Here is a 26,612-nt window from a genome sequence, read left to right as displayed (position 1 = left end):
AAAATAAAAAATTAGATATTCGCTTTTTTTAGATAAATGGTATACCTGAGATGGAATAAAAATAATAAAAGAAAGGACAGGATTTACAATGAAAAAAACATCATTAGTTGCAGGTTTCGTTTTAGGTGTAGGCGTTTTGTTCACTCTAGGTGCGTGCTCAACAGTGGAAGAATCAGGGGAAGTGGTCTCTGGGTCAGGAACCGAAACGTTGATCAGTGATTCTTCAGATGAGGTGATCGTGGGAAGTGAAAAATTGAGTGATGACGGGTATTTTGAAGAAATCGTAACCAAGGGAATCGATCCGAAAGTCAAAGATGTTGTTTGGTATGAAACGAATTATGAAAATGCTGGTTGGGATCACATTCGCTTTTTAGTGAACCATGTAAAAATTGTGAATGTAGAAGCGTTCAAACACAAAGACAAAGAATACAAAACATTGCTTTCACTGAAATACCAATTGTTTAATGAAGATTCGAAAGACAAAAAAATCAAACCTGACAAAGCATATTTGGTGTTGAATGATGGCAAGAAAATTGAAGCGGAAGTATTTGTGGACTATTTAGATGATGAAATTTTGACCCATGACAAACACAAAGATGGCTTTATTCACTTTAAAGTAGCGCAAGAACAAAGTTTGCCAGCGATCAAAGCAATCGAAATCGAATTTAAATCAGATGGCGATCTGACACATACGTACCATATTGATCTTTCTTCCGCTGCTGAAAAATAGTATCTAACGATAGGAGGTTGAAAAAAATGGATACTAGCAAGAAAAAACTATCATTGTTGAGTTTTTTTGCGATAACTGCTTCAATGGTGATGACGGTATATGAGTATCCAACCTTTGCGACATCGAAGATGAATCTAGTTTTTTATTTACTCGTCGGCGGTTTCCTCTGGTTTATCCCTGTAGCCCTTTGCTCTGCGGAGATGGCTACTGTAAAAGGATGGGAAAAAGGGGGACTCTATACCTGGGTCTCAAAAACATTAGGGAGAAAATGGGGCTTTGCTGCCATTTTCTTCCAATGGTTCCAAATCACGGTAGGCTTTATTACGATGATTTACTTTATTGTCGGGGCGCTTTCCTATGCCCTAAATTGGCCGGATCTTAATACCAATGTTTGGCTGAAGCTGATTGCCACTTTAGTGATCTTTTGGTTGATTACGATCTCGCAATTTGGCGGAACAAAAAATACCGCGAAGATTGCCAAAGTAGGGTTCTTTGTGGGGATCGTCGCAACTGGGATCATACTTTTTATCCTAGGAATTGTCTACATTGCTCAAGGAAATCCCATCAAAGTTTCCTTTGACTCAGGCGCTTGGATTCCTGATTTTACGAAAATCAATACGCTGGTCGTTTTTGTTTCCTTTATTTTGGCCTATGCAGGGGTTGAATCTTCTGCCAGTCACGTAAAAGATATGGACAATCCTGGAAAGAATTACCCGAAAGCCATTTTGATTTTAGTTGTAGCAACGATTCTTTTGGATACGTTAGGTGGGGCAACGGTGGCTGCCACGATTCCCCAAAATCAATTGTCTCTTGATACTGGTGTGATTCAAGCCTATTCTTATTTGATCCATCATTTTGGCGGCGGGGAATGGCTGGTTCGTTTGATTGCCGTGGTCATCTGTTTAGGTGTCATTGCAGAAATTGCCGCTTGGGTAGTTGGCCCATCGACGGCGATGCTTGAAGCAGCTGAAAATGGCTTGCTGCCAAAACAAATGGCCAAAGTCAATCAACACAATGTCCCAATCAATATCGTTTTGGTGCAAGGCATCATTGTTTCTATTTGGGCGGTTGTCTTGACATTAGGCGGCGGGGGCGCCAATCTATCCTTCTTCGTTGCGATGGCTTTGACGGTCTGCATCTATCTGGTTGCTTATGTTCTCTTGTTTCTTTCGTATATTAAGTTAGTCAAAGAAAAAGACGACTTAACAAGAACGTATCATATTCCTGGTGGGAAAAATGTGAAAATTGGTGTTGCGATGGTTGGTTTGCTTGTTTCTATTTTTTCTTTCTTTATTTCCTTCTTTCCACCGAGCGATATTGGATCGGGAAAAGGCGGAACCTATTTGGCCATCTTGATCATCAGCTGGCTGATAATTGTCGTGATACCGTTTGTCATCTATAAATACGTAGGTGAAAAAGCAAGCGATAAAAAATAAAAAGCACAACCTATGAGGAGGAGAGCTGCATGTTATTTAGTAAAAAAAATCGAAAAGAAGCCCAATATTTGGAACCTATCTATGGGAATGAGGCAATGGATCGGGCGATCCCTATGTACAAATTGCCAAAAGAGTCCTTGGTACCGCGGGACGCCTATGAACTAGTCAAAGATCAATTGATCGATGAAGGGGTCTCAAGACAAAATTTGGCGACGTTTTGTCAAACCTACATGGAACCAGAAGCAGTCAAAATCATGAGTGAAACCCTTGATAAAAACGCCATCGATAAAACCGAGTACCCACGGACAGCAGAAATTGAAAATCGCTGTGTCAACATGATCGCTGATTTATGGCATGCACCAGAAGCGTCTGATTTTATCGGTACATCAACGGTAGGCTCAAGTGAAGCGTGTATGCTAGGTGGATTGGCCTTGAAATTTGCTTGGCGCAATCGGGCAAAAAAACTTGGTTTAGATATCAATAAACGAAAACCAAACTTAGTGATTTCTTCTGCCTATCAAGTCGTTTGGGAAAAATTCTGTGTCTACTGGGACATTGAAATGCGGACGATCCCTATCGATGAAGAACATGGCAGCATCAATGTCGAAAAGGTCACAGACTATTTAGATGAATATACGATCGGGGTCGTCGGTATCTTAGGGATCACTTACACTGGACGATACGATGACATCAAAGCACTAGATAAGAAATTAGAGGAATACAACAAACACACCGACTACAAAGTTTACATCCACGTGGATGCGGCTAGTGGTGGATTGTACACACCATTTATGGAACCAGAGCTTGAATGGGATTTCCGTTTGAAAAACGTTCGTTCCATCAGTACGTCTGGACATAAATATGGGTTAGTCTATCCTGGTATCGGTTGGGTGCTTTGGAAAGAAAAAGATTTCCTTCCAGAAGAATTGGTCTTCAAAGTAAGTTATCTTGGCGGTGAAATGCCAACGATGGCCATCAACTTTTCAAGAAGCGCCAGCCAAATCATCGGACAATATTACACCTTTATCCGCAATGGGTTTGAAGGCTACCGCTTGATCCACAAAAAGACCAGTGATGTTGCCCAATATTTGGCAAAAGAAATTGAAAACATGGGTTACTTCGATATTTATAATGATGGGTCACGGTTGCCGATCGTCTGCTACAAATTAAAAGAAGATGCCGATATTTCTTGGAATCTGTATGATTTGACGGATGAATTTGCGATGAAAGGCTGGCAAGTCCCTACCTATCCATTACCTGATAATCTATCACATATCAATATCCAACGTTTTGTCTGCCGGGCAGATTTAAGTATGCAAATGGCAATGGATCTGGTGCAAGACATGAAAGAAGGAATCGAGCGCTTGAACAAGCGACCAAGCCGTCATGTTTCATCCGACCAAACCTATGGCTTTTCCCATTAAGAAACGGTATCGCTAGAAACCCGTTCATTGCTTTTTTCAATGAAGAAAAAGACCCTTTATGAAACGTTTTTTGCAAGACTGAATGAACAATGGTTTATAGAAAAATCAAAGGCGGTTGCATCGACTGCCTTTGATTTTTTTGCTTATACGAACGGGTAAGTACTTGATAGGGTCATTTTTTAAGAGAAAGTAAAAAAATGGCGCTTGATAATTTCATTTATTGACATTTCTAGCTTGTGATAGTATTAATTATTATGGTCTAAATATATTTTTTTAGAGAAGAATGTTTTACATAAATAAAAAGAAACTCCGAGAACATTGTCGCGAGAAAATTCTGAGAAAAGTTCGTCTGGCAGGGCGCATTTTTGTTCGTTCGTTTTGGTTTATTTGGGGAGTAAGTGAAGGAAAAGTATGTGTAGAAAGGGCATGTTTTTACTGCATTTGTTTGTTTCATAGGGAATGTACTGCTATCTTTTTCTGTAAATTGGTTGTAACTATTCGAAAAGAATAAGGATTTACACAGGAGGAAAAACAGTCATGTATAAAGAAGACTTACTGGATAAAGACTTGAAATTGGAGTATATCTTGCTCAAATTCTTGTATTTATCGACGGGTCATATCAAAAAAAGTGATGCGTGTCGGGAATTAGAGATTACGATGCCAACCTTGACGAAACTATCAGAAAATCTTCAGCAACAACTAAAAAATGAGAAGGTCTCTTTTGCAATCAACCGTTATACCCTTGATCTGCAAGTAAACGACAGCGTCTCATTGGATGATTTGACCGACACGTTATTGAAAAAATCTGTAAAATATCAAATCATCCATTATTTGTTTCAACATGCAGGCTATGATGCTTTTGTATTAGCCGATGAATTAAAAATAAGCGTCGGGACACTGAATCGTGTGATTGCAGAGTGCAATCAGCTGCTGCAGCATTTTGAATTAAAGATAAAGAACAAAAAGCTAGCGGGAACGATGACGCAACGCATTTATTTTTACTATAATTTTTTAAAAATGGGAGAAACAGCGATCGATTCTGTTTTGATCGATGACCTGGTGGCGGAGCTAGCGAAAAAAATAACCCTCTCGATTGCGCAACAAAAGCAGTTGAAGATCTGGCTATTTGTGATCATGAAAAAAGTCACGCCTCACACAACCTTGGGAAGCTTAAGTCCGGAGGAACAAATCAAAATCAATCGCTGCCAAGAAATGCCGATTTGTCGCTTTATTCGACAGGCCTATGTGTCGAAAAAAAGCATCTGTTCAGTAGACGAAGCCAAGATCGTCCCCTTCTTTATCTGTCTTTTTCTCGTTACGGTAGGAGGAATTCCTTACGAGGAGCTTCGCTTAGGGTTGTATACCAATAAAAATCCTGTTTTTGAGATTACCGATGAAGTCATGGCAGCGATCCAGTCCATTTATTGTCTTGAAGCCTCGCATACGACGATCGATATTAAAGCCAGTGTCTTCTCCTTGATCGCACAAGTCTATTACTTTCATGGGGTAAATTACTCCATTGACAGAGTCACCTTGAATTATTACCACAAGCTATTTCACAATTCCTTGCGAGATCAAGTGATTACAGACATCCTGCAACACATTATTGCACCAACCAACTTGTTTACGCCCACGAAACTCAACTACCTCAAGAAACGTCTGGTCTTTTTAATCTATCTGTTATCACCGAAAGAGGAATATCGGGTACGGATCGGGGTCTTAAATATGGGCTCCAGTCTTTTAGCAGATGCTTCCATTTACTTGTTAAAAAATGAACTAAAAGGGAAACAAAATGTAACTATTTCTCCTTACAACAATGAGGAAGAATACGATTTGCTGATTTCAAACGCCCGTGTCCCTCAACTTGGCAACAATTATGGTCAATTTTATCAAGTGACTGCCATCGGTGCCGATTTAGATGTCAATCAGGTTTCTGCGATCGTCGATCAAATTGCTTACTCTAAGTACCATTCTTTTGTGGTGTGAGCCATTACTTGTTAGTTAAAAAGCAGTGAGTCAACAGATAGGTGATTCGCTGCTTTTTCAATTATCTGCAAAGGATGAGAAGGAAAAGGAGCTTGAATTGCTCTTATCATTGATGACGGAATAAGAATAGGGATCAGTCAAGCAGCTTTCTGCTAGATAAATGTGCCCAATATCCTTGTATAACGTATCGCAACAGAGCAGAAGACATCAAGCGTGAAAATAATAGAAGGGATTCAAAATGCTGATTTTGGAAGGAGGTAAAAAAAGACCCACATAGAGATGTGAGTCTGGCATCGTTAATTGGCTCTATCAATATCGACAAACCGACTAGCTATATTTTTCCAAAAACAGAAGTATGATAAAATAGAATTCAACTAATAGTTTAGTTCTGATTTCCTCTATTCCGCACTCCGTTCATTGAAAAGTTAATCTCAAGGAAGTTGTCTTAATGGTAGAGAGAAGAAAAAGTCAAAGAATTAAGGCAATCTAAAAAGATGACTCAAAAAAGCTTAACAGAAATTCTGAACGATAATTTTTTTTTAATAACTAATGAAAGCGTTTAAACAAACCCTGAGATAGAACTCAACCAATAGTTTAGTCCCCATTCCCTCTATTCAACGATCCGTTCATTGAAAAATTAATCTGAAGGGAGTTATATTAATGTTAGATTTAGGAAAAAATATCAAAGAATTAAGACAATCTAAAAAGATGACCCAAAAAAGCCTAGCAAAAATGTTGAACGTTACGCCACAAGCTGTATCTAAGTGGGAAAGAAACGAGAGCAATCCAGACATTCAGACGCTTATATCTTTGAGTAACTACTTCAATGTTTCTGTTGACGAGATGTTAGGAAGGAAAAGACCTACTTTTTTTGAGACTCTTTTTTCTAAAAAGAAAGGATACCAGCAAATGGAAAAAACAGGAGATTTAATTAAACCAAAAGATTCAGTAGGAGAAAAGAAATGGAAAAAAGTTGTTATATTCGATATCGTTTTCAGCTTCATTGCAGACCAAGGACTTTTACAAACGCAAGCTTTAAGTAGGAAACTGGAGATGCTTATGCAGAAAAGAGGACAGAAAGTTTTCATTGAGACTTATAATTCGAATCAGGTAAATCAATATGGCGGTGAAGCCGATCTTATTTTGCTGACTCCAACTTTCGGATATGCGAAAAACGAAATTGAACAGAATTTTCCTACAACACCAGTCATAGCTATTTCAAAAAAAGATTACGGGATGCTTAATGTTGAAAAATTGTACCAAGAGATAGAAAATGCATTCGATCGATAGCAGTTCTCAAAAGATTTGCTATTTTTGTTTTACGTTTCCCTTTGGGCCTTTGGTTGGTTCAGCAACCTTATCCGCTATTTCGTTTGATTGAGTTTCTGTTCGTAGACTCAAAGTTGTGCGGCACCACTTCCTGCACATTGTCATTACTGTATTCGGCTTGTGGTTCACTGCACTTGCCAGTAACTATCTGTGAGTGGATTTGCACCAGCTAGAGAAGTGCCATCCATGTCCAGTAGACTCAAAAAAGATGAAAATCACTAACAAAAAATCTGAGCCAGAATGTGGTTTATTCTGTCCCAGATTTGATGTTGTGCAACTCATTAGTCCTTATTAACGAAGAGCTCATTAGTTTTGATTTTCTAATTTCTCTAGAACCTTTTTGGGAATTGCGTCTTTTTCAACGCCATTCGGGCCTTTTATTGTACGCTTTTCACTGATCACCGCTTTTACATATGAATTTGGTGTTAAGGGTTTTGCGTTATCTTCTGATAATGAAACCTCAAGGGTTTGGGTGCTGCCATCTTCTTTTACAAAGTTTAATGTGTAATCGTAAGAATACCAAGGAGACTGGTCGCCGATGCCGCTCTTACTTTCGTGTTGGACTTTAGGCGGAATCTCAGACGGGACATACGCGTAAGCTGTTTGTCCTGAGTAGGTGGATTGATAATATTCATATCCTTTGTATCCAACAAACCCTAAAAGTACGACTAAGATGAATCCGATTATTTTTTTCATATAAACCATCCTTATCCTCAAATATGGAGCTATTATAACAGAATGGTTCTATAGATGACCTTTCATCAGACGAACAGTTTTGCAAGGAGAAACGTTACTAGCCAGTCGTGAAAAAGCAGGGAACGCCGCTAGTAAAGGGTTCTATCTATAAATCGTCAGGGGATTGGTGCTTAGAGCGACTAGAAATAAGAGGGGAAGCAGACGGTAAGACCTTAATTAAAAAACACAGTATGGAAAATGTTTCTTTTATGTATGCCCAGCAGCAGACAGCTTGATGAGACGTGCCGTTTGTTTTTTCACTATAGAAAGGCGAAAGAGGGCGCACCAGTTTCATAAAAAACCAGCAAAGGCGCTCCGTAAGAGACCGTCTTTGCTGGTTTTTTTCTGCCGAAAATGCTTGAGAGCAGTCCATGGCAGCTTTTTATGGTTCGATTTTACTATACAAATCGAGGGCTCTTTTTCTGGCTTCGTTGTGGTCAACTACAGGCAACGGATAGTCGGTGCCTAAAACTACCTTTAGGTCGGCTTGTTCTTCGTCAGTCATCAAGTAGGGTTCATGGATGAATTTTAGCGACAACTGGGCGAGTTCGGGAACAAATTGTTTGATAAACGTCCCATCCTTGTCAAATTTTTTCCCTTGTGTGATGGGGTTGAAAATTCGAAAGTAAGGAACCGCATCGGTGCCAGTCGAAGCTGCCCACTGCCAGCCGCCGATATTGCTGGCAGCGTCGTAGTCGATCAATTGTCGAGCAAAATAGGCTTCTCCTTGCCGCCAATCGATCAGTAAATCTTTGGTTAGAAAGGAAGCGACGATCATCCGTAGACGGTTATGCATCCAACCGGTCTGATTCAGCTGCCGCATTGCGGCATCAATGATCGGATAGCCGGTTTGCCCTGCTTGCCATTTGGTTAGCTCCTCTTCATTTTTTCGCCAATCCATGTTTCGATATTTCTCAATGAGTTCATAGTTTTTTTGTTCAGGATGGCTGAAGTAGATCATATGATAAAAATCTCGCCAAGCCAGTTCTTTTAAAAAGGTCGCTTTGCCAGTGCTTGATGGCATTCCTTGGCAAGCGGCCCAAACCTTCCGAATGGAGATTTGTCCAAAAGACAAGAAAGGGGACAGGCGGCTGGTTCCTTTGATCGAAGGGATATCACGGTCTTTTTCATAGGTGGCCAAACGCTTTTGCACAAATGCTTGCAATTGCTTGTACGCATAGTCTTCCCCAACGATCGTTGAAAAATCGGTCTTTCTATTTTCTAGCAGCTTAGCAAGCAGCGCTGTCCCTGCTTTGAAGTGAGGGGCATCATCAAAATGAACGGCTTTTTCAAAATCGAGAGCCTGCTTTTGATACACCGGTTTGGGCAATTGAATCCATTTCTTATAGTAGGGGGTAAATTTTTTGTAGTACGTCCCATCCTCTTTGGTGACTTCTGTTGGTTGATGCAGATGATGATCTTCAAAAGAATGGACAGTGATGCCTTTTTTCTCGACCAATTCTTTTATGTAGAGATCACGTTTACGACCAAATCCACGGTTATCAAAGTTGAAGTAAAGCTGGCTCCATTCTGGATAGCAAGCGAACAACTGATCAAAGGCTTCTGTCAAAGTCCCTGTCAATAGGTGGATCGTCAGATTTTGCTTTTGGGCAGTCTCGATAAAGTGAGCAACTGCGCTAAAAAAGTAATCATGGCTTGGCGCCTCGGGGAGAAACTGCTTGTCATTGAGATGAAATACACACAACAAATGGTCGTTTTCTTGAAGAGACGCAAGCGACTCAGTCAGTGCCGTGTTGTCCTCTAAGCGTAGATCCTTTCTAAACCACATCACATGAATTGCCATACAAACCTCCTTGATAGTATAACCGTGCAAAAAACGATCGGATTTCGTTTATAGTAATGGAAAGATGGGATTTATTCAAATTTGGCGATTGCGTCAGCTAACCAGAAATCTTGGCAAGCGTCCGTGATTATAGAAAGCATATGGAACAAGAAGATACGTCGCTTTTCAATAGCCGATCTTGTAAACAAAAAAATCGAACACAGAACAAGAGTCTGCGTTCGATTCTAGCAATCAACAAAATTATTTCATTTTCCGTTCATCTGGCACGATGTCTGCTTTTAACAACCAGATGTGGAAGAACCATTCTGCCACACCGATCAATACTGCTGGGATCAATACTAGCATCCAAATATCATTTGTATAGTCCATATAAGTCAGATACAGCCATAGGATAAGGGCTGCTGCGCCGGCATCTGCAACCGTTGCCGCGATGTTACCGATCTTGCGCAAAATGACCAAGTCGCCTAGCACATAGATCATCACCACAATGATCACACCGACGATCGTCGAGTCCATAAAACTGACATCGTAAATCCCTGACAACACAATCCACAAAATCGCCCAAATCATTAGTGCTTTGACAACCAACGCTTTTAGATGTTTCATTTCATACACTCCTTTTTATTATTTATTCCAAAAGCAAGAAGGTCATCGTTAGTGATAACCTTCTATTTCAAGGCTATCATCTGACATTTTTTGTGTCAAAAAAAAGGATTGGTTTGGTTTTTTATTCAAAAGCACTAGCAAGAGGCACATGTTGCGAGCAGATTCGCTTTCTCCATTCATTTACTTGAGAAGCGATCTTGTTACATGGTTCGATTGTTGGTTATCAGTTGGTATTTGTTTTAATATATCTTGTAAGATTAGTTAGTAGTATTGCTAATATTATTCTTAAAAAAAGCAGGTAATCGCCTATTAGATAGTTTCTAGCAGGATAAAAAAATTCGACTCTTTTCATCAATATCAGAAACAATTTTTAATTGAAATTCGCTTAGTTTACTAGGGCTTCTTCTGCTTGATCTGGTTCTAGTACAACTTCCTTTCCTATTTCGGAAGCAGCAGCTTCTTCCTCAGGATCTTCAATTCCTAAGAATAGTTGAATAATAAATGATGCGGAAAAAGCAATGATACAACCGATGATTGCATAGATAAAATTCGAAAATCCATCCGCGCCAATATAGCTTGGAAGTGATACGAGACTTGGCGCAACTTGGGCATAGCGTCCAACATTCATAACTCCTATAAACAGACCACCCAATCCACCTCCGACCATTGCTGAAATCAATGGTTTTTTAAACCTTAAGCTAATGCCGTATAGGACAGGTTCAGTTATTCCTAAGAGAGCAGAAATACCTGAGGAAATCGCAAGTTGCCTAACTGAACTATTTTTTGTTTTGACAGCTACTGCAAAAGCGGCGGCACCTTGAGAAACATTCGAAATCAACATTCCCGGTCCAACGACTGTATCGATCCCTATCGTGGCAAGAGAATTGATGCCCAATGAAATCAATACATAATGCATACCAGTCATCACTAAAAGAGGATTCAAAATACCAACCACAGTTGGTGCCAGCCAACTTACATGTTCATTCAGAAAAGTTACCATATCTCCTAATCCTGAGCCAATCAGAGCACCTAATGGTCCTAGTAAGACTAAAGTTACTGGCGCAACAATAGCTAGAGTTAGAAGAGGTACCATAATGAGTTTGATGGATTTATGAACAATTTTATCTATAAAAGGTTCAACATAAGACATAAACCAAACTGCAAGAATGATTGGTACAACGGATGAACTATAAGTGGCAACTGTGACTGGAAAAGCAAGAAACCTTACGGCATTTCCCGTCTCTATACTGTTATTCAACAGGCCTATGAAAGTGGGATGAACAAGTGCTCCTGCTATAGCCATAGCAATGTAAGGATTGACGGAAAATGTTTTAGCAGCTGAATTTGCTAATAAAAGTGGTAAGAAGTAAAAAGCAGCATCACTTATCATCTCTAGAAGAATATAGGTTTCTGATTCTGTTGACAAGACTCCTAATAAAGAGATGATTGCAAGCAGGGCTTTTAACATCCCGGCACCAGCAATGGCAGGGACGATTGGCATAAAAATTCCTGTGATCATATCGATGATTTTAGTTAATACACCATTTTTCTTTTTCGCTGTGGATTCCATACTAACCCCCGTTAAACAGTTATAGTTTCTTTTATTAAATCTGTTGGTGAACTGCTGTTTCCTAGATAGACTTCGTAAGGAATTTCTTCTAGCTCCCATTGTTCAGAATCAGGATTGTACCATTTCAATTTTTCGATAGGACATTTAATCGTAATATTCTTTTTTTCTCCAGGAAGTAGATGCACTTTCTTGAACCCGCGTAATACTTTGATGGGACGATCGATTTGCGAGTGACTAAATCCTACATATAATTGAACAACTTCTGCTCCAGGTAGTTTCCCTGTGTTTTCAACTGTACATTTTGCTGTCAAAAGCTTTTTATCTATTGTAAAATCATGGTTTGAAATATCAAAATTGGTATAAGAAAGCCCATAACCAAAAGGAATCGAAGGCACTTTTCCTTCCTTTTCCAACTTCGCATATCCATGGTAATACTCATAGGTGATTTGATCTGCATTCCAATCAATCTGTGGCAGATCTTTCTCTTTGTAAGGGATTACAAATGGGAGTTTTCCACTCGGATTGGCTTCTCCAAAGAGGATTTTTGCCAGCGCTGTGCCACCTTCCATTCCTGTGTAGTAGGTAAAGAGAATCGCAGATACTGCATTTTTCCATTTTTCAATCATAATTGTATTACCACCAACTAAAGCAACAACTGAATTATTGTTTTCTGGGCCAACTTGGTTTATTAGTAAAATATCTTCAGAATGGAGTTCTAATGATTCTTTTCGATCACCGCCTTTAGCGTCAAAAATCGCACCAGCAGGAACCTCTCTGTTTTCTGCTTCACCAGTATATTCACCTTCATCATCATAATTATATCCAACAACAAAAATCGCTGCGTCCGCTTCTCTGGCAATCGTTTTTGCTAATTCAATATCTGATCCTTCGTTATAAATAACCTGAATGTGTGGAGAGTATTTTTTTAATCCTTCTAAATAACTGATAACATAGGGAGGGTAAACTCGACTAGAACCACGATCGCCTGTATTTTCTTCAGTCGCTAATTTTCCAAAAATAGCAACTTTTTTAATATTTGCGTTTAAAGGAAGACAGTTGTTTTCATTTTTTATCAAAGTAATCGATTGTTCTGCAGCATCTAAAGCTAGACGTATATGTTTTTTGTAATCAATGGTTTCTTTGGAATCATCGTTTTTCCTAGCTTCTTCAAAGACGAGTAGGGTACGAATAATTCTTAATGCAGCATCGTCAATTGTTTCTACAGGTACTAATCCATCTTCGACAGCTTTTTCTAATTTTTCTCCGTAATGATTTGTTACATGCATTTCAATATCTAATCCTGCCAATGCTGCTTTTACAGTGTCTCTCGTTCCGTTAACGAAATCACTAATGACAAAGCCGTCGAAATTCCATTCATTTTTTAGTACATCTCGAACTAAATAAGTACTATTGCCAGTATGTTCGCCAAAATATTTATTATAAGAAGTCATTACCGAAGCTGCACCAGAATCAATAACATCTTTAAAATGCGATAAATAAATTTCTCGTTCTGTTCTTTTGCTAGCATGAACATCGACTTTAAAACGAGCATTTTCCATACTGTTAAATGCATAATGCTTGACGCAAGCAACCACACTTTCAGATTGAACACCTTCTGAAAGGGCAGATCCCATCGCACCGAGAAGGAATGAATCTTCTCCGTAGACTTCTTGACTGCGCCCCCAACCGGGATTATAAGGTAAATTAATACACACGCCGCCAAAAAAATTCCCACCACTATCTTTGATTTCTTTCGCAATCGCTATTCCAATTTGCTTTTCTAACTCAGTGTCGAAGGAAGCGCCCCTTGCCATAGAAACTGGAAAACAAGTTGTTTTGTCTCTGCCGGTTACTGCACCGCGAGGACCGTCTACAAATTTCATGGAGGGAACATTCAATCGTTCATTTCCACCGGCCTCATAAGGAAATTCGTTGTAATGCTGCCCATTTGCCATATCCCTTCTTACATCTGCTAAAACCATATTGCCGCTCATCAAGTGCACTTTTTCTTTTAGGGTCATTTGCTTCAAAATCTTCTCAGCTGCTTCCGTATATTGGAGCCGATTTTTTCTCATATTCACATCAATTTTCATTTGATCTCCTTCCTTGTTACATTTTATCTGTTAGTGATACCGTTTCCATTATTAAGTTAGTTTTGCGTACTAACTTAATAGGTGAAATATAAATCATAAAATATAAAAAGTCAATGGAAATTTTAGTTATTATGATTAAATAAATAGATATAATTTGGAATATTGAAGAAAAAAGAGCACGACCCAATAGAGTCGTGCTCTTAATCATTTTCTCCTAACAGCTCGAAAATAATTGATCCCGGTTCCTGTAAATACTACGAAACTAGCCAATAGAAACAAGAATCCTACGGGAATCAGGTAGAAATTTTCATGTAAAATACCGGATTGATCGATATATTCTACGGCGCTTGCTTTGATGAAGAAGCAGGCAAAGCCGAATAGTAGTAAAAATGTTCCGATCAAGGTCGTGATCAAATTGAGTTTGGCGCGTCGGGTCTCGCTGCCGTCTTTGATTAGTTTTTCAGTGATCTTGTTCACTTGAGTTCCTCCTAAAATCAATTCATCAAGCGAGAGTTCAAAAATCGTGGCGATGGCAATCAGCATTTCTAAATCTGGTAGATTGCGATTGTTTTCCCAGTTCGAAACGGCTTGTCTCGTCACGTGTAGTTGAGTGGCAAATTGTTCTTGGGTCAAGTTATTTCTCGTACGTACTTCTTTGATTTTTTCGCCAAATTCCATCTTTTCTTCCTTTCGCTGATGTGACTTAAGCATAGTCGAAACCCTCATTGGTTCCAAGAAAGCAGGGCTTGCTGCTTGATAAATCAAGGGAAAGTGGTGCTTGCGTCACTTGTTTGTCCGCTATTGGTTAGGGAGAGAGCCAATCATCTTTAATAATCAAAGCGATCAGCTGCTAAGTAAACGATTTGATGTGTGTTATTTTTACAATGTATCTTTTCTTTTATTATAGCATTGTGATCGAGGGGAGGGAAATGTGTGATACGGGTCTTTCGCTACTTGATTGGTAGATGTCTAATAGCTGTCGAGAGTATCGAGCGGGGAGCAGCGCAACAGCAAGTTTCTTTTCTTAAAGAAAATCACTTAGTTGACAAATCGCAAAACATCTTGTTTAATATACCCCGAGGGGTATAAGAAAGGAGCAAGAAATGTTTTCACTATTTAAGCGCATACCAAGTATGTCAACAGCAGATTTACAAAAAGAAGGAGCCAAAGAATGGACGGTTCTGGATGTACGCACGCCAGCGGAGTACCGCAGCGGGCACATTGCCTATGCGAAAAATGTACCGTTAAATAAGGTTGCTGGATTTACTCAAAAAGGCGACAAGAAACTGGCAGTCATTTGCCAATCGGGGATGCGAAGCAAACAAGCAGCCAAAATCCTAAGTAAAAAAGGTTTTGATGTGGTCAACGTTCGTGGCGGCATGAATCAATGGCGCGGAACAACCAAAGGAGGAAAGTAATGATGGAAAAAATAGTTATTGTCGGTGGGGTAGCAGGGGGAATGTCGGCAGCCACGCGCTTACGTCGGCTTAAAGAAGCAGCGGAGATCATTGTTTTTGAAAAAGGTCCTTTTGTCTCTTTTGCGAATTGTGGGCTGCCGTATGCCATTTCTGGTGAGATCAAAGAGCGAGATGCCCTATTGGTCCAAACACCTGAAGCATTAAAGAAACGGTTCAACTTAGATGTACGGCCTTTTCATGAAGTACTGGCGATCGAGCCAGAGGAGAAAACGGTAACGGTCAAACATGGCGAACACGTCTTCACGGAATCTTATGATGCGTTGATTTTATCGCCGGGGGCAAAACCGCTAGTACCAGCGATCAAAGGGCTAGAAGAAGCAACCAACGCTTTTTCTTTGCGCAATGTTCCTGACTTAGACCAAATCATGGCGCATCTTGAAGACAAAAAGCCTCAAAAAGCGACGATCATTGGCGCTGGGTTTATTGGGTTAGAAGTCGCTGAAAATTTACATAAAAAAGGCCTCGAAGTAACGATCGTAGAAAAAGCACCCCACGTATTGCCACCTTTGGACGAAGAAATGGCTGCGTATATCAAAAATGAATTGATCAAGCAAGGGGTCAAAGTTTTGACCTCGCAGTCAGCGACCGCTTTTGAAAAAGCAGGGCAAGAAATCGTTCTGGAAGATGGCACGGTCCTGGCTTCAGATGTCACGATTCTTTCGGTTGGTGTTCAACCAGAAACGGATTTGGCGAAACGTGCTGGTATTGAATTGGGACACCGGGGGGGTATCCTAGTAGATGAGCAATACCAAACCAGCAAGAAAGATATTTACGCGGTGGGTGATGCCATCGTTGTGAAACAACAAATCACCAACGAAGACACGTTGATCTCCCTGGCGTCACCAGCCAACCGCCAAGGTCGGCAAGTAGCTGATGTGTTGGGAGGACTGGCTCGTAAAAACAAAGGCAGTATCGGGACTGCGATCGTGCGCGTATTAGATCTTGCAGCAGCTTCCACAGGGTTGAGTGAGCGCAGCGCCAAACTGGCAGGGCTAAATCCCCAGGTGGTTCATCTGTTAGGCAAAGACCATGCAGGGTATTATCCTGATGCGACGGATATTTATTTGAAACTGATTTTTGATGCGGATACTGGAAAAATCTACGGTGCGCAAGGCATCGGTGCCAAAGGAGTCGATAAACGGATCGATATATTGGCAACAGCGATCAAAGGCGGCTTAACGATCTTTGACTTGCCTGAACTGGAATTCACCTATGCACCGCCTTTTGGCTCAGCCAAAGATCCAGTGAATATGCTTGGCTATGCAGCGATCAATCTGGCGGAAGGAATCAGTGAGAATATTCAGTGGCACGAATTGACGGATGCCTTAGAAAACGGTAAGCAGTTGTTGGATGTTCGTTCAGAGATGGAATTAGCCAATAATGGACGTTTTCAACAAGCGCTCCACATTCCGTTAGATGAATTGAGGGATCGGTTGTCTGAATTGGATCCAAGCGTTTCGTATGTCGTTACGTGTCATAGCGGATTGAGAAGCTACATTGCCGAACGCATCTTAAAACAAGCGGGCATCAATTGTCAAAACCTCGATGGTGCCTTTTCGTTGTATAATACTATTAAGCCGGAGATGATTATTCATGATTAAAGCAATATCTATGGAGGAATTTGCCCAAAAAGAAAAACGTGAACCACTTGAGATCCTTGATGTCAGAGAAGTCGATGAGTTTGCACAAGGACACATCAAAACAGCACAAAACCTACCGTTGAGCGAACTGACAGAACAAATCAGCGACTTAGAGAAGGATAAAAACTACTATGTCATCTGTCATTCAGGGGCTCGTTCGCAAATGGCATCTGAGTTTTTGAGCCAGCAAGGGTTTCAAGTGACCAATGTCCTCGGCGGCATGTCAGCATGGAGAGGAGAAATCAAACGATGACCGCATGCAACAAAGATATCTTGAATCGGTTAAAACGAACCGAAGGCCAGTTGCGGGGGATTCAAAAAATGATCGAAGACGAGAAAGAATGCGTCGATGTCATCACGCAATTGTCCGCCGTCAGTTCCAGTGTTAACCGTATTATGGGGATCATTGTCGCTGAAAATTTGAAAAATTGTTTGGAAAATCCAGACAGCGACACGGAAACCCAAAAGCAGAAAATCGATCAAGCCGTTCAGCTGATCGTGAAGAAATAACGGGATTTTTGAAAGGTTTGTCGCGTTTTTATCATCCCGTTCAAAAGGTTCAGAAGAGCACCAAGTTCTTCTGAACCTTTTTATTATTTATCAGTGATTGCTTGTCGACACCAATAGAGGAAACAAGCGGAAATTGTCGGTATGTTTTGTTTTTTAATTATGAAGGAATATACACCGAGAAGGCTGTATGGTTAAATGGAGGGAGAAACGTCAAAACGCCCGATGGGTCGTTGAGTATATGTAGCGACCAACGATCGCTTTTCTTGTGACTAAAATCACAATAAGCGAGTGGGTGTTACGCAGTTATGACGAATGAGAGAGGAGAGCTTCTTGAACAAAAAAATACAGTCTTTTACATTGCCTTTGATTGCTTCCAATTTGTTTCAAATCATTATTGCGCAAGTTTCATTAGCGATTATTTCAAGAAGATCCACGGAAGCATTGGCGGCGATCGCACTGATCGACGGGTTTCTTTATGCTTTTGCGGGTATCTTAGGTGCGATTGGTCTGGCTTTTAATATTTATGGCGCAAAGGCAGTCGGACAAAGAGAAGAGACGCAGTTAAATGATTATCTGTCCTCGGTTCTTTTTCTAGTAGTCGCGATCGGCGTGAGCTTTTTCCTGATTTTCCTGCTTTTTGGACGCGGCATTTTGCAGGTTATTTACGGATTTAGTGGGGAGCTGCTAAGGACCGCAACATTGTATCTTGCAATCATGTCTCCCTATATTTTACTTACGTTAGTCACGTTTGTTTTTACTAGCCTTTTAAAAATTGAAAAGAAAACGAACTACATCCTCGGTGTTTCCATTATTAGTGCGTTGGTACAGGTGTTGCTTAGCTATCTATTGATCAACGGCAATCTCGGTTTTCCCGCAATGGGGGTCTTAGGCAGTGGCATCGCAAATATGCTTGCGACTTTGTGCTTGCTGGGGATTTATGGGGTTCTTTTACGAGAAAGTCTAGCCAGGGGGCTGAAACAAAGACCACGAAAACGCACCTTTTTATTGAAAAAAGCGGTCCCCTTAATGATTCAGGAATGTTTTGAGGGTTTAGTCTTTATTATTGCTTTTGAAGCTTTCGTCTCACGATTGGGTGTCAGTACGTTGGCAGCCTATGCGATCGGCAGCCAAGGATTGATGATCGCACGTTTGCCTGCTTTGATGTATGGCAACGCAGTGACCGTCTTTGCTAGTGAGGCGAATGGACAGAAAAACCGTCAGAAGATTTTAGCAGTGGGGAAAAGTGCCTTCGCTTCTTCTTTTGTGGCTTATGTTGGAATCGCCAGTCTGATCTGGGTCTTTCGTCCCGCTTTTTTTCAGTTGTTTACTACAGATGTCGCTGTTTTAGACTTGTTGCCAGCTATTCTGCCAATTATGCTGGGGATAATGCTCGTCAGTCCGTTATATGAAATCACAAAATACCTATTACAAAGCTTGGAGTGCAGTCGCACGGTTTGTGTGTTGACAGGATGCGTCAACAGTCTGGTTTTAATGGGAATCATGGGCTTTTGGAGTAGTGGGCAGCTGAACTTTTTCTTCCTATACTGTCTATACGGCATGAATTTCCTGATTCTCGGTGGTTTCTTTGCAGGGCTGTTTTATTGGACGATCAAGCAGCGTGATCCTCAGGGCAAAGGACGCCTTTGAGGGTTAAAAAAGCGAAGGTGCTGCTGAGCCTTCGCTTTTTCGTCGCCTACAATTGGACAGGGGGATTAATTGTGGCTGACTTCTTCGTAAAAAATGGCGTTGCGTTCTGCAATCAGTTGGGTTTCCCTTCGCTCTAATTCAAGAAAGGTTTCGTCTGCCAGCAATTCGGCAGCAGAGTAGCCGGCAGCCAAGAAATTTTCGGCATAGGTCAATTTTTGATTCGTAATGTTTCTTCGTTGCTCGGCAATAATGAGTAGCTGTTTTACATTCATATACACACTCCATTCTTTTATAAAAAGCAAGTACTAAAAAGAGGACAGCTAAGGCAGTACTTGCAAGTCAACGGTGAAGGTAGGGCTGCGCGCTTGCTTGGCTATTCATCGTTCATGAGGAGAACGTCCGGTTTGTTTCTGATTGGTCGTTTTTATACGGAAGCTTTGTACTAAGTATAAAAAAATTTCCCCCGAAGCAACAGAACCTAGTCGTTTACATAAAGCAACCATTGGTTTACATTCTTTGGACAAGCGGGTGTTACAAGAAAATCAAGCAATTTTGTCCTGGAAAACGGTGGGATTTGACGACAAAAAAACCTGCGACCAGCCTGAAGCAGTCGCAGGTTTCATAGATTAGTAGAAGTAGCTTAAACGGGTTGTTTTGCTGGGCGCAGCAAGACTTCGCTGATCGCCACATGTTTGGGCTGTTGAATGGCATAAACCACTGCATTTGCTACATCTTCTGGCGTTAGGCTGTTGCCTTCTACGCGAGAGGTTTCTTTCAAGGCTGCTTCTAGTTGAGCATTGCCGACGGTTTCAAACAATTCCGTGGAGACCATTCCTGGAGAGACGATGGTAGAGCGAATGCCATGTTCACGTTCTTCTTGTCGCAAGCCTTCCATGATTGCACGAACTGCAAACTTTGTCCCGTTGTACACGGCAGAACCTGGGTAAATGACATGTCCGGCAACTGAGTCAGTGGCGATGATCAAACCGTCTTGCTGTTTTTGCATGATGGGCAGCACAGCGCCGATTCCGTTCAATACCCCCATGATATTGATATCCAGCATTTTTTGCCAGCTGTCATAGTTCAACTCTGCCAAGTTTCCTTGAGGCATGATGCCAGCATTATTGAAAAGGACATCAATCCGACCAAAGGAGGTCATGGCTAAATCAATGACTTGTTGGACTTGTTCGCGATTGGTGACATCAGCTGTTTGATACAAGACATTTTCTCCTAATTTTTCAGCCAGTGCTTTGATGCGCTCTTCACGGCGGGCAGCGATCACTACTTTTGCCCCTTGCTCGGCTAGTTTAACGGCAGTTGCTTCCCCAATTCCTGAAGATGCTCCCATAATTACGATAACTTTTTCTTTGATTTCTGTCATTTGTATTTCCTCCAATGAATGATTTTTTCAGCGAATCCTGCTACTGCCAATGGTGAACCTGTGAAACGATAGGTGATTGACAATACAGTGCTTGCGGTGTATTTTAATTGTAGAACTTGAAGTTAGGTTTAGGTCAAGCAATAAACAAAATTTTTTTTAGGAGCGATGCAAGTGAGTTACTCGATTGGCGAAGTATCACAAACGACTAATATCCCCATCTCGACTCTGCGTTATTACGATCGAGAAGGGATGTTTCCGAAGCTGGCCCGCAGTAATGGCGGCATTCGGGTGTTTTCAGAAAAAGAAGTAGCGACGATCAAAGTGATCGATTGTTTGAAGAATACTGGCATGCCTATCAAAGACATCAAGAATTTCTTGGATTGGGGCGAGGAAGGCGATGCGTCTTTGCAGAAACGGCAGCAGCTGTTTCATGAACGTCTGGAAGAAGTCACAAAGCAAATGGCAGCCTTGCAAGAAACCATGAATACGATCAAATACAAATGTTGGTACTACGATACCGCGATGGCAGCAGGCACCGAAGCGGTGGTGAAAGAGTTGCCGCTAGAAGAAATACCAGAAGAAGTCCGAGCATACAAACTGTAAGCCCATCGAAAAACCACCTGCTGTTTTTGCAGGTGGTTTTTCGATTCTACTAGTTTTTCTGGGAAAATCAACCTTGCCAGTTGCCATTTTCTAACGGCAGTTCGGCAGTCCCATGAAAATTGGGTTTTGTTCGTCGGCAGTGTTACTCAATAACGCCTACAGGAATCAAATAGCGGGGTTCATTTTCCGGTGGCAGCTGCAGCAGCTCTGTGAGTTCATGATCCGTGAAGGCGCCGATCGGCACAGCACCTAAGCCTAACGCTTGGGCTTGCAAAAGGACGTTTTGGGCGGAATGACCGACTTCGATATAGGCATAGCGTTCGATTCCTCGGTCCCCATAGCGCTCGATCAGTCGTTCATAAACCACTGTATAAAGCAATGTGGCAGGTGCCCGTTGAATCGCTGGCTGGTCCAACGAACCTTCCGCCAGTGCGGTCCGAAAATCGCCGGCAAGAACTTTTGCTAAGACATGTTGCTCAGGTTGATACAGATAAAGCCCTGGCTCAAGCCCCGTTACCTGTGTGATTACGACATAGAGATCTAAGGGATACAAGGCACCAGCCGAAGGCGCTGTCCGGCGACCATCTTCTGTAGTGACACCGGCAGCGGCCCATAAAAGCTGTGCCAGCTGTTCTTGTGTTACCTCAGTGTCTAGAAAATCCCGTTGCGAGCGCCGCTCGAAGAGAGCTTCCGCCACACTGGTTTCCCCGTCTAAGATTGGTTGCGGCAATGGAAAGGTTTCATAGGAAACTGCTGATTCAGAAGAAGTGGCGGTGTTGGTAGTCGGTTGTTCTTCAATTGGTGCCGTATCCGCACTGCAGCCAGTGAGGAGTAAGCCCAACACCAAAAGAGCGCCTAAATGAACAAAGCGAAATCGTTTGTAACGGGTCATGAGGGTTCCTCCTTTTCTAAGGACTTCGTGTTATTTATAAGTATAACAAGGATTGCTTTTTCATGCGTTTTTATTCACAAACGGGTGAGCAGTGACAAGCGTATCAGCTCAATCAGGTCATAGGAAAAGCAGACTTTTTAATATTTTCTAAAGGCTTAAAAAGTATTTGCCATCGAGACATCATCAAGATTCTGTTCTGGCTCTTTCCATCAATGATCATTGGAGAAGGATGCAGCAAATGCCAGAGTGTTATCTAAAGGAAGAGAATCATCAGAAGATGGAGAACTGCCCTTTAAGGAGCTTTCTGGAATCAATAAAGCCCCTTTGTCTCTTGCGACAAAGGGGGCGGGGCTAACTATTCATTTCTGCGACTTCTTCCTCCATATCAAATTCCAACTGTTTGGCAGCATTGAGCTGGTCGCTATAGTAGCTGGCAAGCTCTTCAGCAGATTGCGGTGTTAGATTGTTGAAGGCAAAAGTCACATAGGTGCCATGATCCTCCAGGCAGATCGAATTGATGGTGAAGCGGTGTTTGTCATCATAAAAGGTATAACTTTCGCCTGGTACGAATAGTTGCTCGGGATGAGTACGGATACGGAAGCCGTTGAAACTCATTTGATACATTTCGAACGTCTTCGCATCATAAGAAAGCTGACGATTGATGGCGATACTCAAGGCTTCACTATCACTTTCGATAAAACGGTTTTTCCCGATCAAAATGGCATAAAACAAGCCATAGAGGTTATAGAGCGACCAAACCAAGGTCACGATATAGCCGAATTCATAGCCTTCTCCTCGGTACAAACGATACCCAGCCACCAGACAGGCAAAGGAAATCCAAGTAAAGAGGATGATGTGGGGCAAGACGGTCCGCCAATCAAAGGCGTTGCTGCCGACGATCTCTTTTTTGGTCACGTTGAATTTTTTCTGTGATTTCATAAATTCTTTGATCAATGCCCCAGTGTGGATAGGAGCGACAAAGCAATCATAGATGTGGGAGCTTGTCAGGTTCCTGATCTTAGGGACATACAGCCGAAACGACAGGGAAATCATAATGAAAGGCGGTAAAAAGAACAGCAACAATTGGTGATTGTTGCTTCTGACGATAAAGATATCAAAAACCATAAATAAGGTTGGTGCCAATAAAAAGATGATTTTTTGGAAAGAGGTAAACCAATACAAATAGGAGTTGTAATAACAAAGTTTTTGCATGAACGACAATCCTTTTAAGCGGCGTGGTTTGAAGTGGTCAAAAATTTGTTTCGTTCCTTGCGCCCACCGAGTCCGTTGTGAGGTCAGCTCTTTGGCAGTGTAAGGAGTGATCCCCAAGGCATAGGCTTTATTGATAAAAATCGTTTCATAGCCGGCGTCTTGTAAAAGCATCCCGGTCGCCATATCTTCGGTGATACTGCTGGTAGGAACGCCGCCGATCTCTTCAAGGGCACTGCGACGAATGATGGCATTGGTACCGATATGGATCAAAGCATTCTCACGAGAAAGTGCGGGTTCTAGAAAGCGCATGAATAATTCCTGTTCGTTGTACATGGATTTGCGCAGTAATTGAAAAGGATCTTTGTTATAAAATGTTTGTGGATATTGCACCAATGCAACTTTAGGATTGCGGAAATAGTCGACAGCTTCAAAAATAATGTTCTTTTTGACGATAAAGTCAGCATCCAGAAGCAAAATCAAGTCACTGCTGGTTTGGGACAAGGCATAGTTGATATTCCCAGCTTTAGCATTGGCATTTCCTTCGCGGGTCAAATAGCCGAGGTTCATTCGCTCGGCCATTTCTTTTAGTTCCTCTCGATGGCCATCATCGCAGATATAGATTTTTTTGTTGGGGTATTTCAAGGCTTTGACAGCTAGTGCGGTGGCGATCACCAGCTTGATGTCTTCATTGTAAGTACAAATAAAAGCGGCGACACTTGGCAAGAATTCTTCTGCTTCATCCCCCTCGTAGCGGTATTCTTTTGAGAGCTTATTGGAAAAAAGGTAAACAAAAAAGCCATAGACAAACAAACCAATGACTTCCGCAATATAGAGAATGATCCCAAATACTAGTGAAGCAGAACTATCCATAGGGATCGTGAAAAACAAACGCCAAACCAAGTAAATAAGCAGAAAAGCAATCGTGATCTTCGAAAACAACTGTTTGATGCGATTATTTTTCTTTGCCAGAAAATACAACAAGAAAATGACCAAAAACAACCCAGATAAATAAACCAATTCCAAACCGATCTCCTCCTTTGTTATACTAAAATAGTAATAAGTTTTTAAAAATAAATCAAAGCAAACGATTGCATGTTTTTTAACATGTAAGAAAGAAGAAGGAGGACAAGTACGAAGAAGCGAAAAAAGGACATACAAAAACCCTCCAACAACGAATTGCTGGAGGGTTTCATTTAATTGGCAGCTGCCAATGCTGCTTGGTTTTGTTTGGCATGATAGGCTTCCACGTCTAGGATTGCCTGTTTAAACATTTCTCGCGTGATCTCATAAGGCACGTGGACGATGTCATTGGTGGTCATTGCTTTGTCTAAGATTGCCTCAAGATCGCTGGTGTCGTTAAGGCCCATATCCGCTAGGCAAACCGGCAGTTTGTTTTCCTTCATAAAGGCGTAGATGCGCTGGAAGAGGGCATCTTGCTGATCGAGCTGCAACAAGGCCAAAACGCCGTAACTAACGGATGCGCCGTGTAAATAGTCTTCCATTTTTTCCAAAACGGTCGTTCCGTAGTAAAAGGAATGAGCAAGGGCGGAGTTGTAATCATTGATGACTAAGACGGAAACTAAGCCGGTGGTCACGATGATATCCAAGACGACTTGCTCAATGGCATAAGACGGCTGATTGGCGGCACTGTCTTTCAAGGCTTGTGTGCCGTATTGCAATAAGCGTTCCGTACACATTTTGCCGATTTGGATGCCTAACCCATCGGTGTAATCTAGCTGATCGCCCCGCGCTGAAAATGTCGATTCGATCTCTTTGGAGAGGGCATCGCCGATTCCTGCCCATAAGTACTTGTCGGGGGCTTGGGCGATGATCTCACTGTCGATAAAGGCATGGGTCGGCGGTTGCGAAGGGAAAAACAACCCTTGCATCTCGCCGTTTTCTTTATAGATGACACAAACCGCGGTGACTGGTGAGCAGTTGGAGCCAATCGTTGGGAAGGTGAAGACTGGTTTGCCAGCTTTTTCCCCAACCACTTTGACGGTATCGCAGACGCGGCCGCCACCAACGGCGAATAGAACATCGGCGGCTTGGACACTTGGAGTAGCGAACAGCTGATCGACGTTTTCATAGGTCGAGTTGCCGCCGTACCACAAGGTATCCGTCACTTGGACTGCTGACGTTAACGCGGCTTTGATCTTGTCTTCGGCTTTTTCAAGGGCGGTTTTTCCGCCGATGATCACGGCATTGGTGCCGTATGGTTTTACGATGTCATTTACTTTTTCGTAGGCGTCCGCCCCGATTGTGTAGTTTGGCAAAAAGATACTTTGACTCATACTTTTCTCCTTCTTTCTTGGCCACGAGATTGGCTAAAATTGGTCCGGTAATTTGATGGATCACCATGCCGACTGCGGCAGGGGTAACGGCTGCAGCAATGGCGGCAAAGTGGGCATTGGCTAACGAGATCGCTAGGCCAGTATTTTTCATTCCTAATTGAAACATGATGGATTTGGCTTGGGTGGCACTGACGCCCATCACACGGCTCAGACCATAGCCTGCGCCGTAGCCGATCAAGTTATGGAGCAAGACTAAGAAAATCACGATCAAGCCAGATTGGACGATGACGGCGCCGTTGCGAGCGACAGTTCCTGCAACGATCAATAAGATACTGACGGAAGAAATCAACACAAATGATTGCAGAAATCGCTCGATGTGCTTGGCAATGAGTTTGTGGACGATCACCCCTAAAATGATCGGCAAAAGCACCATCTGCAAGACAGACAAGAGCATTTCCCAGAAGGAGATCTCGGTGTACTGACCAGCTAAGACATAAACCAAAAAGGGTGTAACGACGGTCGCTAACAAGGTTGATACCGTGGTCATGGAAACGGTGAGGGCGACATCGCCTTTGCCGATGAAGGTCATGACATTGCTGGCGGTTCCGCCAGAAACGCAGCCTAGTAAGACAAAACCGATGATCAAACCAGAAGAAAGACCAAACAGCTGCGCTAAGCTGTAAGCCACCAAAGGGCTGATGGTGAACTGGAAAAGCACCCCTAAGATGAATGCTTTGGGCTGTAAGACGACCATTTTAAACGCAGCAACGTTTAGAGTCATCCCCATACAAAACATGATGATGCTCAAAAGAATCGTTGTACGAGGCGGAATCCATAAGAAGGGTTGCGGGAAAAAATAAGAGACGATCATCAATAAAATCATGATGTAGATCAAATACTTGTTTACAAAAGCAGCGATCGTGTTGACGGTTTTCATAATAAAAAATCATCCTTCCTTTTTCTGCTTGACCAATCAAGTGTCCAAACAGAAGGGGTCTTTAGAATAAGTGCAGTGCATAACCGCGGGGAATCGGCAGCAGTTGGTCAACGAGCGTTTTGGATCTATCTGACATCAAGGTGTCAGCTTGCAAAAGGCCGCTTTCTTGAAAATGAGTATAAAAAAACACTCCATCTCAAGAAGCTGTTCTTCTTTTTGGATGCAATGTGAATAGGGACTCTTTGAATGTATAAAATCAAACAGTCCCGACTATAATAATAAAATAATTCGTTTGCTAACATTGG

Annotated in this window: 23 protein-coding genes; 11 read left to right on the top strand and 12 right to left on the bottom strand. The window is 41.9% G+C overall.

Going from position 1 to position 26,612, the window contains the following annotated elements:
• Window positions 1–88: 88 nt before the first annotated feature.
• The 5 genes from IGI72_RS17080 (at window position 89) to IGI72_RS17060 (ending at window position 6,866) form a co-directional block, all read left to right on the top strand.
• Window positions 89–730, top strand: a complete 642-nt coding sequence (locus IGI72_RS17080) for a hypothetical protein (RefSeq protein ID WP_438754897.1) — start codon at window positions 89–91, stop codon at window positions 728–730.
• Window positions 731–756: 26 nt separating this feature from the next.
• A complete protein-coding gene (locus IGI72_RS17075; protein WP_438754895.1) occupies window positions 757–2,166 on the top strand; it encodes an amino acid permease in 1,410 nt (469 codons plus the stop codon).
• 29 nt (window positions 2,167–2,195) lie between these two features.
• Window positions 2,196–3,590, top strand: coding sequence for a glutamate decarboxylase (locus IGI72_RS17070; RefSeq protein WP_128432573.1), 1,395 nt, complete (start codon window positions 2,196–2,198; stop codon window positions 3,588–3,590).
• A gap of 537 nt (window positions 3,591–4,127) precedes the next feature.
• Entirely contained in the window at window positions 4,128–5,576 is a 1,449-nt protein-coding gene (locus IGI72_RS17065) for a helix-turn-helix domain-containing protein (protein ID WP_010748935.1), read from the top strand.
• Window positions 5,577–6,236: 660 nt separating this feature from the next.
• Complete coding sequence (locus IGI72_RS17060) at window positions 6,237–6,866, top strand: helix-turn-helix domain-containing protein (protein WP_438754893.1); 630 nt, start codon at window positions 6,237–6,239, stop codon at window positions 6,864–6,866.
• Window positions 6,867–7,211: 345 nt separating this feature from the next.
• Here the strand turns inward: IGI72_RS17060 and IGI72_RS17055 are convergent, their stop codons facing one another.
• The 6 genes from IGI72_RS17055 to IGI72_RS17030 all read right to left on the bottom strand — a co-directional run bounded on the left by IGI72_RS17055 (window position 7,212) and on the right by IGI72_RS17030 (window position 14,391).
• Window positions 7,212–7,610, bottom strand: coding sequence for a YxeA family protein (locus tag IGI72_RS17055; protein ID WP_010748936.1), 399 nt, complete (start codon window positions 7,608–7,610; stop codon window positions 7,212–7,214).
• A 412-nt stretch (window positions 7,611–8,022) separates the two neighbouring features.
• A complete protein-coding gene (locus IGI72_RS17050; protein ID WP_438754891.1) occupies window positions 8,023–9,444 on the bottom strand; it encodes a cryptochrome/photolyase family protein in 1,422 nt (473 codons plus the stop codon).
• 240 nt (window positions 9,445–9,684) lie between these two features.
• Window positions 9,685–10,050 (bottom strand): DUF2512 family protein, encoded by a 366-nt coding sequence (locus IGI72_RS17045; protein WP_074934178.1) that lies wholly within the window; start codon window positions 10,048–10,050, stop codon window positions 9,685–9,687.
• Between the two features lie 385 nt (window positions 10,051–10,435).
• Complete coding sequence (locus IGI72_RS17040; protein ID WP_289230088.1) at window positions 10,436–11,620, bottom strand: PTS transporter subunit EIIC; 1,185 nt, start codon at window positions 11,618–11,620, stop codon at window positions 10,436–10,438.
• 11 nt (window positions 11,621–11,631) lie between these two features.
• Window positions 11,632–13,713 (bottom strand): beta-glucosidase, encoded by a 2,082-nt coding sequence (locus IGI72_RS17035; RefSeq protein ID WP_438754888.1) that lies wholly within the window; start codon window positions 13,711–13,713, stop codon window positions 11,632–11,634.
• Window positions 13,714–13,917: 204 nt separating this feature from the next.
• Complete coding sequence (locus tag IGI72_RS17030) at window positions 13,918–14,391, bottom strand: DUF3955 domain-containing protein (RefSeq protein ID WP_438754886.1); 474 nt, start codon at window positions 14,389–14,391, stop codon at window positions 13,918–13,920.
• Window positions 14,392–14,816: 425 nt separating this feature from the next.
• Here IGI72_RS17030 and IGI72_RS17025 point away from each other — a divergent pair, with 425 nt between their 5' ends.
• From IGI72_RS17025 to IGI72_RS17005, 5 genes are all read left to right on the top strand, one after another.
• Complete coding sequence (locus IGI72_RS17025) at window positions 14,817–15,131, top strand: rhodanese-like domain-containing protein (RefSeq protein WP_010748940.1); 315 nt, start codon at window positions 14,817–14,819, stop codon at window positions 15,129–15,131.
• A 2-nt stretch (window positions 15,132–15,133) separates the two neighbouring features.
• Complete coding sequence (locus IGI72_RS17020; RefSeq protein ID WP_438754884.1) at window positions 15,134–16,792, top strand: FAD-dependent oxidoreductase; 1,659 nt, start codon at window positions 15,134–15,136, stop codon at window positions 16,790–16,792.
• On the top strand, window positions 16,785–17,084 hold the full coding sequence (locus IGI72_RS17015) for a rhodanese-like domain-containing protein (RefSeq protein ID WP_010748942.1): 300 nt from the start codon (window positions 16,785–16,787) through the stop codon (window positions 17,082–17,084). Before IGI72_RS17020 ends, IGI72_RS17015 begins: the two co-directional genes overlap by 8 nt.
• Window positions 17,081–17,341 carry a metal-sensitive transcriptional regulator gene (locus tag IGI72_RS17010; protein ID WP_005230585.1) on the top strand — a complete coding sequence of 87 codons (261 nt, stop codon included), beginning with the start codon at window positions 17,081–17,083 and terminating at the stop codon, window positions 17,339–17,341. The genes IGI72_RS17015 and IGI72_RS17010 overlap by 4 nt, the downstream gene beginning before the upstream one ends.
• A 330-nt stretch (window positions 17,342–17,671) precedes the next feature.
• Complete coding sequence (locus IGI72_RS17005) at window positions 17,672–18,988, top strand: MATE family efflux transporter (RefSeq protein ID WP_438754882.1); 1,317 nt, start codon at window positions 17,672–17,674, stop codon at window positions 18,986–18,988.
• Window positions 18,989–19,053: 65 nt separating this feature from the next.
• Here the strand turns inward: IGI72_RS17005 and IGI72_RS17000 are convergent, their stop codons facing one another.
• Window positions 19,054–19,260, bottom strand: a complete 207-nt coding sequence (locus IGI72_RS17000; RefSeq protein WP_005230591.1) for a hypothetical protein — start codon at window positions 19,258–19,260, stop codon at window positions 19,054–19,056.
• 368 nt (window positions 19,261–19,628) lie between these two features.
• Window positions 19,629–20,369: an SDR family oxidoreductase gene (locus IGI72_RS16995; RefSeq protein WP_438754880.1), complete on the bottom strand. Its 741-nt coding sequence runs from the start codon at window positions 20,367–20,369 to the stop codon at window positions 19,629–19,631.
• A 165-nt stretch (window positions 20,370–20,534) separates the two neighbouring features.
• Between IGI72_RS16995 and IGI72_RS16990 the strand changes: the two genes are divergently transcribed.
• Complete coding sequence (locus IGI72_RS16990; RefSeq protein WP_005230594.1) at window positions 20,535–20,972, top strand: MerR family transcriptional regulator; 438 nt, start codon at window positions 20,535–20,537, stop codon at window positions 20,970–20,972.
• 142 nt (window positions 20,973–21,114) lie between these two features.
• On the opposite strand, the gene IGI72_RS16985 is transcribed toward IGI72_RS16990, so the two are convergent.
• The 4 genes from IGI72_RS16985 to IGI72_RS16970 all read right to left on the bottom strand — a co-directional run bounded on the left by IGI72_RS16985 (window position 21,115) and on the right by IGI72_RS16970 (window position 26,307).
• The gene (locus tag IGI72_RS16985) at window positions 21,115–21,864 is read right to left on the bottom strand and encodes a SagB/ThcOx family dehydrogenase (protein ID WP_438754878.1); all 750 of its coding nucleotides are present in this window, start codon (window positions 21,862–21,864) and stop codon (window positions 21,115–21,117) included.
• 351 nt (window positions 21,865–22,215) lie between these two features.
• The gene (locus tag IGI72_RS16980; protein ID WP_128487678.1) at window positions 22,216–24,099 is read right to left on the bottom strand and encodes a glycosyltransferase family 2 protein; all 1,884 of its coding nucleotides are present in this window, start codon (window positions 24,097–24,099) and stop codon (window positions 22,216–22,218) included.
• Between the two features lie 170 nt (window positions 24,100–24,269).
• On the bottom strand, window positions 24,270–25,370 hold the full coding sequence (locus tag IGI72_RS16975; protein ID WP_017144437.1) for an iron-containing alcohol dehydrogenase family protein: 1,101 nt from the start codon (window positions 25,368–25,370) through the stop codon (window positions 24,270–24,272).
• Window positions 25,306–26,307: a bile acid:sodium symporter family protein gene (locus IGI72_RS16970; protein WP_438754875.1), complete on the bottom strand. Its 1,002-nt coding sequence runs from the start codon at window positions 26,305–26,307 to the stop codon at window positions 25,306–25,308. The genes IGI72_RS16975 and IGI72_RS16970 overlap by 65 nt, the downstream gene beginning before the upstream one ends.
• Between the last annotated feature and the right edge of the window lie 305 nt (window positions 26,308–26,612).

The sequence above is a fragment of the Enterococcus sp. DIV1059_2 genome (assembly GCF_051713685.1).
Classification (GTDB): domain Bacteria; phylum Bacillota; class Bacilli; order Lactobacillales; family Enterococcaceae; genus Enterococcus_D; species Enterococcus_D casseliflavus.
Note: the sequence above shows the minus strand (reverse complement) of the source record. Positions and strands in the feature narration are given on the sequence as shown.